This window comes from Cupriavidus sp. GW822-FHT03E04, assembly GCF_058801495.1.
In genome coordinates this window covers 22,969-35,876 of sequence record NZ_JBXANI010000002.1, presented here as the reverse complement: position 1 = coordinate 35,876, position 12,908 = coordinate 22,969, and the positions used below count along the sequence as shown (strand labels likewise).

The following is a 12,908-nucleotide window of genomic DNA, read 5'->3' as shown; positions in this document are numbered from 1 at the left end:
TGACAGGACGATGTACGGCCGCCCCTAAATCTGCACTTTCCTAGCGAAAACCCGGACTTGCGCGGCCCCCCGTGGCGAAAGGGCCACCGCTATAATCATCGGGCCTGTCCGACGGGTACGGACCGGCGCCCCCGAGCCTGTTACGAAGGCATGCCAGGATACGCCACATTCCTGGCGTGTCTCCGTAACAGGCTCATTGTTGCGCGGTGGCCTTACCCTGGCTGCTTGCGCGTCTCGGTACAGAGCGCAATGCCCGCGCATGACGCGGGCGTGCCTACCCCCTGCTGCCGCACTAAAAATCTATAAAAGAGGAGAAGTCATGGAACGTCGTTCCTTTCTGTTGAAGGCATCGGCCGTGGCCGCCACGGGTGCGCTGGCCGCGTGCGGCAAGGAAGAAAAAGCCGCCGCGCCGGCCGCCGCCGGTGCCAGCGCGCCGGCCGTGATCGGCAGCAATCCGGCCGTGGAATGGCGCCTGGCTTCGAGCTTCCCCAAGTCTCTTGACACCATCTACGGTGGCGCCGAGCTGCTGTCGCAACGGGTCAAGGAACTGACCGACGGCAAATTCAACATCAAGGTCTTCGCCGCCGGCGAACTCGTGCCGGGCCTGCAGGTGCTGGACGCGGTGCAGAACAACACCGTCCAGATCGGCCACACCGCCGGCTACTACTACTTCGGCAAGAACCCGACGCTGTGCTTCGACACCACCGTCCCGTTCGGCCTGACCTCGCGCCAGCAAAACGCCTGGATGATGCAGGGCAACGGCATGAAGCTGATGCGCGAATTCTTCAAGGAATACAACGTCGTCAACTTCCTGGGCGGCAATACCAACGCGCAGATGGGCGGCTGGTTCCGCAAGGAGATCAAGACGGTTGCCGACCTGCAGGGCCTGAAGTACCGGATCGCAGGTTTCGCTGGCGTGGTGCTGTCGCGCCTGGGCGTGGTGCCGCAGCAGATCGCTGGCGGCGACATCTATCCCGCGCTGGAAAAGGGCACCATCGATGCGGCGGAATGGGTTGGCCCGTACGATGACGAGAAGCTCGGCTTCTACAAGGTCGCTCCGTACTACTACTACCCGGGCTGGTGGGAAGGCAGCGCGCAGCTATCCTTCTATTCGTCGGCAACCGAGTACGAGAAGCTGCCCGCGCTGTACAAGCGCGCGCTGGAAACGGCCACGATCGAAGTCCACACCAACATGATGGCCAAGTACGACGCGGTCAATCCGCAAGCGCTGGCCCGCCTGCTGGAAAACGGCGTGAAGCTGCGTCCGTTCTCCAAGGAAATCATGGAGGCCTGCTTCAAGGCCACCCAGGACGCCTACGCCGAGGAAACCGCCAAGAACCCGTCGTTCAAGAAGATCTACGACGACTGGCGCGTCTTCCGCAACAACGAAGCAGCGTGGTTCAACGTGGCCGAGCAAGCATTTTCGCAGTTCAGCTTCGCGCGCAAGCTGTAAGCGTGCTGCCGCCATCCATGCGAGGTGGCGCAAGCCAGCCAAAAGCCCGTGCCCGGCACGGGCTTTTTTACGCCGGTAGAATCCCCCGATTCCTTGGGACTCTTCATGCAAACCGGCATCTTCTACGCGTTGCTCGCCTACATCATCTGGGGCTTGCTGCCGCTCTATATCAAATCCCTCCACGGCATCGCGCCTATGGAGATCCTGCTGCACCGCATGGTGTGGTCGCTGGTGTTCCTGGGGCTGGTGCTGACCTGGCGGCGCCACTGGGGCTGGCTGCGCGGCGTCTGGACCAATCCGCGCCTGCTGGCCGGCTTCGTCGCCAGTGCGCTGCTGCTGAGCGGAAACTGGTTTCTCTACATCTGGTCGGTATCGAACGGCCGGGTGGTCGACGCCAGCCTGGGCTACTTCATCAACCCGCTGTTCAATGTACTGCTGGGCGTGCTGTTCCTGCACGAGCGGCTGCGTCCCGGCCAGTGGGCCTCCATTGCGCTGGCTGCGGCAGGCGTAATCTGGCTGACCGTGGCAGCAGGCCAGTTGCCATGGATTGCGCTGGCGCTGGCCGCCACCTTCGGCGGCTACGGGCTGCTGCGCAAGACCGCTACGCTGGGTGCGCTGGAAGGCCTCTCGCTGGAGACCATGCTGCTGTTCCCGCTGGCGGCAAGCGCCCTGGCGTACCTGTTCGCGACGGGGCAAGCCGACTTCACCGAGGTGGGCGGCGGGGTGCAGTTGCTGGCGCTGCTTGCCGGGCCGGTCACCGCCGTCCCCTTGCTGCTGTTTGCGGCCGGCGCGCGGCGTATCCCGCTGTCCTTGCTGGGGCTGCTGCAGTACACCGGCCCGACGCTGCAGCTGCTGCTCGGCGTATGGCTCTGGAACGAGCCGTTCCCGGCCAGCAAGCAGATCGGCTTCGCGATGATCTGGATATCGCTGCTTGTTTATGCGGTCGAGGGGATATGGGCGGGGCGCCAGCGCGCGAAGCTGGCGACGCAAGGGTGAAAAAGGGGCCTCATGGAGGCCCCTTTATATTTTCGCCAACAATGAACTAGACCGATTATTAATAGAAAATATTTCTCACGTGGATAATTTTCGTGTCTTCAAGGCAATCCACTCAACGATCAGTGGGCCAAGTCTTGGCAATTCAGGTCAAAATAATTCTTACTATCTATTGATCACAAAATAGATAGGCCATCTTGATTAGCGGCATGAATACCCAACTCCGTTACCCGGACACACCCCGTCAATAAAGCCCACGCACCTGCGCATGTAGCCGTACCAGCCCCAGCAGCGCATCGATGTTGGGGGTCGCGATCCCGACGTGCTCGCCGATTTCCCGCACCGATGCCACCAGCGCATCGATCTCCACTGGCCGCCCGGCCTGCGCATCCTGCAGCATCGAAGTCTTGAAAGCGCCCAGCTTGCGCGTGACCTGGCTGCGCTCCTCGCCGCTCTGCGCAATCGGGCAACCGATGACCGCGCCGATCTTGCTGGCTTCTTCCATCACCGCCAGGCAGAAACGATTGACCAGCGGATCGTCGAGGATGCGGTCGCAGGTGGCACCGGTCAGCACGGAGACCGGGTTCATCGTCATATTGCCCCACAGCTTGAACCAGATGTCCTGCTGGATCGCGGCGCTGCGCTCGACCTCCAGGCCACCACTGGCGAGCAGGCTGGCCACGGCCTCGAGCTTGCCGGCTGCCATGCCCGTAGCGCCACCCGCGGCGCCCAGGATCAGGCGCGCGCCAAAGCCGTGGCGCACAGTGGCCGGGGCCGGCGTGGAGGCGGTCAGGTGCACCACGCAGCCGATCACCTGCGCGGCCGGGATGGCGCGCGCAATGGCACCTTGCGGATCCACGGTGCGCAGCGACAATCCGGCATGCGGGCCGGGCCGCTCGAAGAACCACCACGGCACGCCGTTCATCGCTGTCACCACCACCGTATCAGGGCCGATCAGTGGCCCGATGGTCTGCGCCAGCTGCGGCAATGCCGGGGCTTTCACCGCCAGGATCACCACATCTTGCGTACCTAGCGCTGCGGGATCGCCTTGCGCATTGACTGGAAACGTCTCGGTGCGCTCGCCCTCGATCAGGGTCAGGCCTTGCGAGCGCAGCGCCTCCAGCGTCTGGCCGCGCGCCAGTGCGTTCAGCGCCTGGCCTGAACGGGCGAGCCGCGCGCCGATAAAGCCGCCGACGGCGCCTGCGCCGACGATGCATAGGGATGTCATGACTGCCTTGTTTCTGTAAGTTTATTCTCGCAACGAATCAATGATTGCTAATCACGATACGATTCATCGATGCGATCAATTTCACGGGTCAGTGCTGCGAACACATCTTCGCCCGCGCCGAACTTGGGATTGAATTGCAGCGAGTCGCGCGTGCACTTGCGCTGGACCTCTTCGGGCACCGGCAGCGCCGCCCCCATGGCCAGCGTGGCCAGCTGGATCTCGCAGGCGCGGTTGAGCAGCCAGAGCGTGGAAAAGGTACGCGCAATGCTGTCACCCCAGGCCAGCAGGCCATGATTGCGCAGGATCACAGCGGGCTTGTCGCCGATATTGCGCACCAGGCGCGGCCCTTCGTCTTCGTGCACGGTGATGCCCTCAAACGGATGGTAGGCCACCTTGTCGAACAATTGCGCTGCGTAAAAGTTGCTCATCGACAGGCCCTGCGCCGAACAGGCGACCGCCATGCCCGCCGTGGTGTGCGTGTGCATGACGCAATGCGCGCCCGGGATGCCGGCGTGGATGGCCGCATGCACAGTGAAGCCGGCCGGGTTGACCGGCCAGCGGCTCTCGCCGATGACCTGCCCCGCCAGATCGATCTTCACCAGGTTGGAAGCGGTCACCTCCGCATAGCGCAGGCCGAAGGGATTGATCAGGAAATGGGGATTGCTGCCATCGCCGCCAGCCTCCGGCGGCAAGCGCAAGGTGATGTGGTTGTAGATCAGCTCGGTCCAGCCCAGCCGGTCGAAGATGCGGTAGCAGGCGGCGAGCTTGACGCGCGCCTCCCATTCCGCCGGATGACAGTTGGCAACAGCCATGCAGGTCTCCTCTCGCGTTGCTTGCGGCGTCGGTGCGCGCGCTTCCGGAATGCGGTTCAGGTGGGGTCGGGCCAGGATGCTAGCGCGGGAAAAACCATGCCGCTGCCCGATTGATTACCATGTTAATGATTTTGCAGGACTGGTCAAGCCGGGGGCTACCCGCGTGCGCCGGCCTGACGGCCGGGCAACCAGCAACGCCTCAGCCTCAAGGCAGCGTGTTGCGCATGATCAGCAGCCACGGCATGTGCGAGTTGGTCACGCTGTCGATCATGCCGGAGTCACCGAGCTCGATCAGCTCCATCGACACCGATTGCTGGACATTGCCGCCGATGGCCTTGACCAGGCGTGCCGCCGGGTCGACCTCGACCACGATGTCGCAGTGCATGGGCGTGGTGCCAAAGCCGATCTCGGCCACGCTGTCGAGGTACTTGTCGCGCCCGCGCGCGGCGCAGATCACATCGCCCGGGCGGGGCATGGCGGGCAACGGCTCGATGCGGAACGCCGGCGCGGGCAAAATGCCGTCGCGCGCGTCCACCACGTACATCGAGTGCGAATCGCCGGTCAGGAACTGGCGGTCGTCCAGGCCGGCCTTGCGCATCACCCAGGAAATAAACACAGCAGACCAGGCCCAGTTTCCCTGGGTGATCTGGCGGCAGGTGACAGCCTTGCCCACGATGGCCCAATAGCGTTGGGCGAGCTTGCAACCCTGGGGCGTGGCCTCCATGCCGGTGCCATCGGGAAAGCGCAGGCAGGCTGACTCGCTGCCATCCTCTTCCTCGCGATCGGCGGAGCGGTCCGCGGCATCCACACCATCCTCATTGGCCCCCGCCACCGGCATGCCGGGCAATACAGGCGCCGGTAGCGGGCTGTCGGCCACGCACGCGGTGTCGTCGCGGCCCAGGCGCACGGTCTGGCCACCCCAGCGCTGCCACTCCTGCCAGGCGATCTCGACGATGCGCTGGCGCTGCGTGGCGCCGGACGTTGTCACGGGTCTCTCCGTATCGGGGAGGGGGGTCGCCTGAGGCCGGGCGGGCGGAGAAGGCGTGGTGCAACCCGAGACCAGCGCGAGCGCCATCAGCAGGCGCAGGCCAAGCCCTCGTGCCTGTGGAAAATTTTGTGGGAAACGTTGTGAATAAAGCTGTGGAAATCTGCCGCGCGGCGAACGAAGGTGCATGAGAGGCCTACTGAGCAGGACGCCCTAGACCCTTGTATTTACAGAGAGAAGGCGCCGATAGGGCACGATCTTACCGGGCTGGCGGAGGGTGCGGCGTATACGGCGAAGCGGCAGGATAACCGCGGGTCAAACACTGTGGATAACGCGCCCCGCCTGGCGCTCACCCATGCCATCAGGCAACTGGTGGCGGCACGGCGGGGTTGATCCAACGGGGCTGGCACGAAACCGCCCGCGGGACTCACTGGTTCACTGCGTCCTTGAACTTCTGGCCAGCCTTGAACTTGACGGTCTTGGCGGCTTCGACCTTGATTTCTTCGCCGGTGCGGGGGTTGCGCGCCATGCGTTCGCCGCGCTCGCCCTGGCTGAAGGTGCCAAAGCCGATCAGGCTCAGGGTGTCGCCCTTGGCCACGGCCTCCATGATGGCGCCAAGCGTCACGTTCAGCGCTTGTTCTGCCTTGGCTTTGGTCAGGCCGTCCACGCCGGCCGCGATGGCGTCGATCAGTTCGGTTTTCGTCATGCTTCACTCCGTGTCGAGTTGATAAAACAAGGACGCCTGGCTGGGCCGGCGCACTGCGCACCGGCGCCGGCAAAGGCGCCGCGGGCCACATCATACCGTGTCGGGCCATGCCAACCGGGAACAGATTGTTACAGCGCATCCTGCTCCAGGCCGCGCTGGCTGGGGCTTTGTGGGGATTCGCGGGGATAGGCAGGGCCTTCACCGGCGTCAGGATGCGCCTCAGGCGAGTTAACACGCCCAGGTGTCCCAGAGGGCATCCACGCCTGAAAAACGGCTCAAATCGCCTTGTAGGCCCTCTCAGGGGCATTGCATCGCAGAAGCGCAGTCCGGCGCGTATAGGGCGAAATCGCTCTGATGCCCGGGCCTCGGGCGTGTGCCAGCGGCAGTTGGCCGGCGCGCAGCGACTATCCCGGCCCGTGAAGGGGCCTGGCAGGCGCTGTGGGCGATTCTTTCGCTGGAGCCGAGCTGCGGGGACTGCGTACCCACCGCAGCGTAGCAACGAGGCTCAAGGGGCTTCCAGCAGGATATGCACTATTGTGCATGGTGCTCGATAGGCAAGCGCGGCCGGCATCCCGGGGCTATTCGCGTCATGCATGCGCCGACCGGGCGGCAAACGGTGCGCGTTTACGCGCCAGGCGGCGCGGACGTATACCGCGACCAAGCGGCACGTATACGACGTCCGTCCAGCATGGCGACGGGACGTATACGCACTCTTTCTCGTCAAAAAACCATGGGAGCGGGCCAGTAAACCGTGCCTCGGCCAGCAAATTCCTTCTGCTCAAAAAAGAAGCCACGTCTGAAGCGGCTTTTCAGCCATTTATTTTTGCCTGGTTCTCTTTGCTCGCCGATAGCAGGACGCAGTCCTTTCTGTTTACTTCTTTCTTTAATGTATACAGATAGTAGTAGTAGGTAAACGGCGGCCTTTTCTGTGGATAACCGCGTAAACGCTTTTCAAATCAGTGTGTTGCAAGAAGCAGAAGTGGTGGGACCCGGTGTTGGCGGACGTGGATGACTTAGCCTTTTGGTGGAGGGGGTCGGGCGCAACCCTCCGACTTATGCCTGATGCATCCCCATGCCAACCCCAGGCAGCCCACATGAATTGCATGTCTTTATCCCCAGATTTTTGCCGGGTTATCCACAGGCGATCGACGGGGTTTTGGTTGTATACGTAAACGCCGAAGCGCTGATTGAGGCTGTTTTTGATGATGGGCCTCCCCGTAAACCAGTGCGTCGTATACCTGGCTCGGTGTGTGCAGGTTCAGGCGGGCTGCGCGTATACGGCTATTTGCCGGCAAGGGGATGCCGCGGTCAATATGGGCAGGTATCATCGCCATCGCGCCCGGGCGGCGCGCAGCCACGCGGGGTGGCAGGCAGGCGGATCTATACGGGATGGCACATGGCGGAACAGGCAAAGCAAGAGGAATTGAAGCAGGAAGAGACTGAGGCGAAAGACGCCAAGCGCGTCAAGAGTCCGAAGGAAGGCAAGCGCAAGACCGCGTCCGACCGCGTTGAAGTGCGCCGCTCGGGGGTGCATGGCAAGGGCGTCTATGCGAACGCGCCGATTGCCGAGGGCGAGCGCATCATCGAATACAAGGGCGAGCACATTTCTTGGAAGGAAGCGCTCAAGCGCCATCCGCATGATCCGGCGGATCCCAACCATACCTTTTACTTCAGCCTGGAAGACGGCGACGTGATCGACGCCAAGTTCGGCGGCAACCGCGCGCGCTGGATCAACCACGCCTGCGAGCCCAATTGCGAGGCGCGCGAGAAGAAGGGGCGGGTGTTCATTCACGCGCTGCGCGACATCGCCGGCGGTGAGGAGCTGTTCTATGACTATGGGCTGGTGATCGACGCGCGCTACACCAAGAAGCTCAAGAAGGAGTTCGAGTGCCGTTGCGGCAGCCCGAAATGCCGCGGCACCATGCTGGCGCCGAAGGAAAAAAAGGCCAGGTAGAGCGCTGGAAAAGAGAGGGGCGAGCCGCTTCGCGGCTTGTCCTGCCTCAGGCCGTCCCCGCGGCCTCGCACGGGATGCGGATTACAAAGCGCATGCCGCGCACCTCGGCCTCCTCCCCGGAGGCGGGCACATCCTCGATGCGGATGGTGCCCTGATGCAGGCCGATGATCTCATGCACGATCGCCAGCCCCAGGCCCGCGCCGCCGGGCGGTTGCGCCGGTGCATTGGGCCCCGGCGTATGGTCGCCGCGGAAGAAGCGCTTGAAGACTTCCTCGCGGCGCGCCAGCGCAATGCCGGGCCCGTTGTCTTCCACCATCACCACCGCCATGCCGCGATGGCCGAGCGCCTCGCCGCCGGCGCGCACGGTGATGCGCCCGCCAGGCGGCACATATTTCACGGCATTGTCGATCAGGTTGCTAAGCGCTTCGCGCAGCAGCAGGCGGTTGCCGCGCACCATTGACGGCGCGGTGCCGGTAAAGGTGGGGCCGGGCAAGGTCTCGAAACCCAGGTCGATCTGGCGTGCCAGCGCCTGCGGAACCCACTCGGCGCCGGTCTCGAAGGCCAGCGTGGCCAGGTCGAAATGCTCGATCGGGCCCAGCCGCTCCAGCGACAACCCAGGTTCGGCGCGGGCCAGCGAGAGCAGCTGGTTGGACAGGCGTACCGCGCGGTCGGCCGCCGATTGCAGCTCACGCAGCGCGTGGTCCGTCACTGCGGGATCCACCGACTGCACCGCGCGGTCGGCATGCAGCTTGACGGCGGTGAGCGGCGTGCGCAGCTGGTGCGCGGCATCGGCGATGAACTTGCGCTGCGCGTCCAGCGCATCGCGCAGCCTGGCCAGCAGCGCGTTGAGCGCGCGGATCAGCGGCTCCACTTCGGCCGGCACCTGGGTTTCATCGAGCGGCGCCAGCGAGCGCGCCGTCTGGCGATTGAGCTTGTCGGTAAGGATCTGCAGCGGCACCAGCTCTTCCTTGAGCACGTGCGAGAGGATCAGGCTGCCTACCACCAGCAGCAGGATCAGCGGCACCGAGACCGAAAGCAGGATCTCGTTGGCGGCGGTCTCGCGCCGGTCCAGCAGCTCGGCCACTTCCACCACGATGGGCCCGCGCGGGACGCGCCCGGCCTCGCTGGTGGCCAGTTCATCCGAGGCTGGGCTGGGCAGGTTGACCGGCAGCCGCACGGCGCGCACCTGGCGCCCGCTGAACCAGGCGTAGAAGAGCCGCGCATCGTGCAGCGAGGTTTGCCCGGTGCCGTAGCCCAGCCAGGTATCCATGCCGCCGATCAGCCCGTCGGGGCCGTGGATGCGCCAATAGATGCGGTCGGTGCCTTCGGCCTCGACCAGCGTCTGCGCAATCATCGGGATGTCTTGCTCCAGCCGGGGGCCGGCAATGCGGATCTGCTGGGCGATATTGTTGGCCACGCCATACAGCGCGCGGTCGAATACCTGCGTGGTGTAGTGCGCCGCCAGCCAGTAGGAGAGCGAGCCGCTGGTCAGCACCAGCGCGAACAGTGGCGTGGCCAGCGCGCGCAGCAAGTGCACGCGAAGGCTTTGCGTGGAGGCCGAGCGTGCGGATGGCGTCGCGGCGGCCGTTGGGGCTTTGCCGGATGCGCCGCTGGTGGCATCGGTCAGGGCCTTGGGAGGCTGGGTAGGACGTGGGCGCAGCCACATGGCGGGCTTCTCCCTGGGCGCGGCGTCAGGTGCCGGCGCGGATCTGCAACAGGTAGCCGAAGCCGCGCACGGTCACGATCTCCACGTCGCATTCTTCAAGCTTCTTGCGCACGCGGTGCACGTAGACCTCGATGGCGGTATCGCCGACCGTGTCGCCGCCTTCCCCTGCGGGATGGGCGAAAGTGGCGAGGTGGTCCTGCAGCTGCGCCTTGCTGACCACACGGCCCTGGCGCTGCAGCAGCAGCTCCAGCACGGCGAATTCGCGCGGCGAGAGCTCCAGCGGCTTGCCATCGATGAACATGCGGCGGTCGTTGCCCGACAGGCGTAGCCGGCCGAGCCGCACGTCGCGCTCGGGCGCGGCCTCGCCGTGCTGGCTGCGGCGCAGCAAGACGCGCACGCGCGCCTCCAGCTCGGGCAGGGCGAAGGGCTTGACCAGGTAGTCGTCGGCGCCGGCGTTCAGGCCGGAGAGCTTGTCTTCGAGTTCGTCGCGCGCGGTCAGGATGATGACCGGCGTGGTGCGGTTGCGGGCGCGGTAGCGCGCCAGCAGGGTCATGCCGTCGATGCCGGGCAGGCCCAGGTCGAGGATCACCAGGTCGTGTTGTTCGCGCAGCAGGTGCTCGGTGGCGTAGACGCCATCGTGCACCACGCGCACCTGATGGCCGGCTTGGGCCAGGCCGGCTTCGACGCCACTGGCGATCTGACGGTCGTCCTCGATCAGAAGGATACGCATGGTGGCAGGCTGGGAGGCTGGAAAGGGATCGGGAGAGTAACGAAAGTTACAAACGGTCAGCCACCGATTGTACAGCGCACGACCGCCAGCGAGCTTTCGGTTTGCCTACAGTCTCCAGCGTGTCCCGCCTTGCCGCATGCGTACTCAGGCTTTCGCCAGCGAAGCAGCCGCGCGGTCCATGAAGGCGGCCAGGTCGGTGTCGCGCCGGGTCAGGCCGTTGGCGTCATGGGTGGACAGGGTGACGTCGACCCGGTTGTAGACGTTGAACCACTCCGGATGGTGGTCGGCCTTTTCCGCGGCCAGCGCCACGCGCGTCATGAAGGCGAAGGCAGCGTTGAAGTCGGCAAAGGTAAAGCGCTTGTGGATCGCATCGCGGTCATCGACGGTGCTCCAGCCGGGCAGGCTGGCCAGCAGCGGTGCACGTTCTTCAAGCGTTAGGGGCACGACAGGCGCAGGGGACATGATGGGCTCGATGGTCGAAAAGGAAGTTGGCAAGGGTCAATGCCGGCCCGCCGGCTCGGCCTCCCGGCCCTTGCGATGTGCATTGAGGCGGAGGCGGAGCGGGCACGCCGTCATTGTTTCACAAAGGGCGCGCGCGGGTAGCGAGGGTAGCGCGTGTCAGACGTCGTCGCTGTCGGCCCAGCCTTCGCGCGAGCCGCGCTGGAGCACGAGGTCGGATTGCCCCACGTCGCCCGCGCCCAGCGTGGGCTGTGTGCGCAGTTCCTCATACAGCGGCGCAAAGTCGGGGCGGGTGGCGTCGAACAGTTGATCGAAGCTGTCGATCACGAAGTACGTCTTCTGGAAAGTGTCGATGCGGTAGCGCGTGCGCATGATGCGCCGCACATCGAAGCCGATGCGGTTGGGGCTGGCCGAGTCCAGGCTGTAGATCGATTCGCCCTGGCTCGACAGGATGCCCGCGCCGTAGATGCGCAGGCCTTCCGGCGTGCGGATCAGGCCGAATTCCACGGTGTACCAGTACAGCCGCGCCAGCATGTCGAGCGCGCCCAGCGAGGCGGCCTTGAGCCCGCCCTTGCCGTAGGCCTCCATGTAGTTGGCAAAGACCGGGTTGATCAGCAGCGGCACATGGCCGAACACATCGTGGAAGCAGTCGGGCTCCTGCAGGTAATCGAGCTGCTCGGGCTTGCGCATCCACCAGCTGGCGGGAAAGCGGCGGTTGGCTAGGTGCTCGAAGAACACGGCATCCGGCACCAGGCCGGGCACCGCCACCACCTGCCAGCCAGTGGCGCGCATCAGGGTTTCGTTGAGCTGGTCGAAGCTGGGCACGCGGTCGCGCCCCATGCCCAGCGTGGACAGGCCTTGCAGGAACTCATCGCAGACGCGGCCGCGCAGCATCGAGGCCTGGCGGTCATAGAGCTTGGCCCACACCGCGTGGTCGGTGTCCGTATAGCGGTCCAGTGGCTGCGCGATGGTGAAATCGGGGCGCAATTCCTGGCCGGACAGCAGGCCGGCGTCGAATTGTTCCTTGAGCTTGTCGGTCAGGGTGCCGGAAAAGCTGGCCTGGGCGTCGCCAGCGTGGGTGGCGGTAGCCATTGCGTCCATGATGTTTTATCTCCTGCAGATTTACCGCACAGTTTAGCGAGGAGGTGACGCGAATGGCCCGCAAAAGCGGCTTGGTTTCGTCAGGTGATGCATCAAGTACGCAAAAATTTGGTATTGTTTGCGGGAAATATGCGCGGGTGCGCTGCCAGTGACAATCGGCGTGCCGACAGGCGGCGGCGGGGTAGCATTCCTACCCGCAGGCCTGGTGCACAACAAGAAGCGATTCCGACTCGACTAACGCGTCGAGCGTGTCCAAGGCGACCGAAGCGACCGAAGCGACATGACCATGATCAATCTCGACCCATTCGACCTCGCGCTGCTGGCGGCGTTGCAGACCGACGGCCGCTCCACCCACCAGCAGCTCGCCGAGCGCATTCATCTCTCACCCAGCCAGATCGGGCGTCGGCTCGCGCGGCTGGAGGCCGACGGCGTGATCACCGGCTACCGCGTGGTGCTCTCGCCGCCATCGCTCGGGCTTGGCGTGCTGGTGTTCACCAGCGTCAAGCTGGCCCATCACGGCGACACCATTGTCGAGCGCTTCCGCGAGGACATCCTGCTGCTGGAAGAAGTGCAGGAGTGCTACTCCGTGGCGGGCGAGGCCGACTACCTGCTGCGCATCATGGTGCCCGACCTGCCGACGCTGGCTGAATTCACGATGAAGAAGCTCATGCGCGTGCCGGGTGTGGAAAGCGTGCGTTCCAACATCGTGCTGACCGCGCTCAAGCGCGACGGGCCGTTGCCACTGTCGCATTTGCGCTAGCCGGCGGGCCGCTCGCAGCGCGCGCGGGCTTGCGCTTGCCATCGGCGCATGTCACCCTCGC

Annotated in this window: 12 protein-coding genes; 4 read left to right on the top strand and 8 right to left on the bottom strand. The window is 64.7% G+C overall.

Annotated elements, in window-relative coordinates:
* Positions 1–319: 319 nt before the first annotated feature.
* Together AC1RQC_RS02290 and rarD are read left to right on the top strand one after the other, a co-directional pair.
* Positions 320–1,453 carry a TRAP transporter substrate-binding protein gene (locus AC1RQC_RS02290; RefSeq protein WP_174424353.1) on the top strand — a complete coding sequence of 378 codons (1,134 nt, stop codon included), beginning with the start codon at positions 320–322 and terminating at the stop codon, positions 1,451–1,453.
* Between the two features lie 105 nt (positions 1,454–1,558).
* Positions 1,559–2,449, top strand: a complete 891-nt coding sequence (gene rarD, locus AC1RQC_RS02285; protein ID WP_492375414.1) for an EamA family transporter RarD — start codon at positions 1,559–1,561, stop codon at positions 2,447–2,449.
* 241 nt (positions 2,450–2,690) lie between these two features.
* Here rarD and AC1RQC_RS02280 read toward each other — a convergent pair whose 3' ends face one another.
* The 4 genes from AC1RQC_RS02280 to AC1RQC_RS02265 all read right to left on the bottom strand — a co-directional run bounded on the left by AC1RQC_RS02280 (position 2,691) and on the right by AC1RQC_RS02265 (position 6,177).
* Positions 2,691–3,674 carry a 2-dehydropantoate 2-reductase gene (locus tag AC1RQC_RS02280; protein ID WP_492375415.1) on the bottom strand — a complete coding sequence of 328 codons (984 nt, stop codon included), beginning with the start codon at positions 3,672–3,674 and terminating at the stop codon, positions 2,691–2,693.
* 47 nt (positions 3,675–3,721) lie between these two features.
* The gene (locus AC1RQC_RS02275; RefSeq protein WP_492809204.1) at positions 3,722–4,486 is read right to left on the bottom strand and encodes a class II aldolase/adducin family protein; all 765 of its coding nucleotides are present in this window, start codon (positions 4,484–4,486) and stop codon (positions 3,722–3,724) included.
* A gap of 205 nt (positions 4,487–4,691) precedes the next feature.
* Positions 4,692–5,660, bottom strand: coding sequence for a DUF2272 domain-containing protein (locus AC1RQC_RS02270; protein ID WP_492809203.1), 969 nt, complete (start codon positions 5,658–5,660; stop codon positions 4,692–4,694).
* A gap of 238 nt (positions 5,661–5,898) precedes the next feature.
* Positions 5,899–6,177: an HU family DNA-binding protein gene (locus AC1RQC_RS02265; protein ID WP_006162250.1), complete on the bottom strand. Its 279-nt coding sequence runs from the start codon at positions 6,175–6,177 to the stop codon at positions 5,899–5,901.
* A gap of 1,396 nt (positions 6,178–7,573) precedes the next feature.
* Here AC1RQC_RS02265 and AC1RQC_RS02260 point away from each other — a divergent pair.
* The gene (locus AC1RQC_RS02260) at positions 7,574–8,131 is read left to right on the top strand and encodes an SET domain-containing protein (RefSeq protein ID WP_492375431.1); all 558 of its coding nucleotides are present in this window, start codon (positions 7,574–7,576) and stop codon (positions 8,129–8,131) included.
* 46 nt (positions 8,132–8,177) lie between these two features.
* On the opposite strand, the gene AC1RQC_RS02255 is transcribed toward AC1RQC_RS02260, so the two are convergent.
* The 4 genes from AC1RQC_RS02255 to phhA form a co-directional block, all read right to left on the bottom strand.
* On the bottom strand, positions 8,178–9,797 hold the full coding sequence (locus tag AC1RQC_RS02255; protein WP_492882367.1) for a sensor histidine kinase: 1,620 nt from the start codon (positions 9,795–9,797) through the stop codon (positions 8,178–8,180).
* Positions 9,798–9,822: 25 nt separating this feature from the next.
* Entirely contained in the window at positions 9,823–10,527 is a 705-nt protein-coding gene (locus AC1RQC_RS02250) for a response regulator transcription factor (RefSeq protein ID WP_043350877.1), read from the bottom strand.
* A gap of 144 nt (positions 10,528–10,671) precedes the next feature.
* Positions 10,672–10,989 carry a 4a-hydroxytetrahydrobiopterin dehydratase gene (locus AC1RQC_RS02245; protein ID WP_253929198.1) on the bottom strand — a complete coding sequence of 106 codons (318 nt, stop codon included), beginning with the start codon at positions 10,987–10,989 and terminating at the stop codon, positions 10,672–10,674.
* 156 nt (positions 10,990–11,145) lie between these two features.
* Positions 11,146–12,078, bottom strand: coding sequence for a phenylalanine 4-monooxygenase (gene phhA / locus AC1RQC_RS02240; RefSeq protein ID WP_441635869.1), 933 nt, complete (start codon positions 12,076–12,078; stop codon positions 11,146–11,148).
* A 289-nt stretch (positions 12,079–12,367) separates the two neighbouring features.
* Between phhA and AC1RQC_RS02235 the strand changes: the two genes are divergently transcribed.
* On the top strand, positions 12,368–12,847 hold the full coding sequence (locus tag AC1RQC_RS02235; RefSeq protein WP_150987569.1) for an Lrp/AsnC family transcriptional regulator: 480 nt from the start codon (positions 12,368–12,370) through the stop codon (positions 12,845–12,847).
* Positions 12,848–12,908 lie beyond the last annotated feature (61 nt).

Coding starts and splice junctions, on each gene's coding strand:
- AC1RQC_RS02290 (WP_174424353.1), top strand. CDS start 320: ATGGAACGTCGTTCCTTTCTGTTGAAGGCATCGGCCGTGGCCGCCACG.
- rarD (WP_492375414.1), top strand. CDS start 1,559: ATGCAAACCGGCATCTTCTACGCGTTGCTCGCCTACATCATCTGGGGC.
- AC1RQC_RS02280 (WP_492375415.1), bottom strand. CDS start 3,674: ATGACATCCCTATGCATCGTCGGCGCAGGCGCCGTCGGCGGCTTTATC.
- AC1RQC_RS02275 (WP_492809204.1), bottom strand. CDS start 4,486: ATGGCTGTTGCCAACTGTCATCCGGCGGAATGGGAGGCGCGCGTCAAG.
- AC1RQC_RS02270 (WP_492809203.1), bottom strand. CDS start 5,660: ATGCACCTTCGTTCGCCGCGCGGCAGATTTCCACAGCTTTATTCACAA.
- AC1RQC_RS02265 (WP_006162250.1), bottom strand. CDS start 6,177: ATGACGAAAACCGAACTGATCGACGCCATCGCGGCCGGCGTGGACGGC.
- AC1RQC_RS02260 (WP_492375431.1), top strand. CDS start 7,574: ATGGCGGAACAGGCAAAGCAAGAGGAATTGAAGCAGGAAGAGACTGAG.
- AC1RQC_RS02255 (WP_492882367.1), bottom strand. CDS start 9,797: ATGTGGCTGCGCCCACGTCCTACCCAGCCTCCCAAGGCCCTGACCGAT.
- AC1RQC_RS02250 (WP_043350877.1), bottom strand. CDS start 10,527: ATGCGTATCCTTCTGATCGAGGACGACCGTCAGATCGCCAGTGGCGTC.
- AC1RQC_RS02245 (WP_253929198.1), bottom strand. CDS start 10,989: ATGTCCCCTGCGCCTGTCGTGCCCCTAACGCTTGAAGAACGTGCACCG.
- phhA (WP_441635869.1), bottom strand. CDS start 12,078: ATGGCTACCGCCACCCACGCTGGCGACGCCCAGGCCAGCTTTTCCGGC.
- AC1RQC_RS02235 (WP_150987569.1), top strand. CDS start 12,368: ATGACCATGATCAATCTCGACCCATTCGACCTCGCGCTGCTGGCGGCG.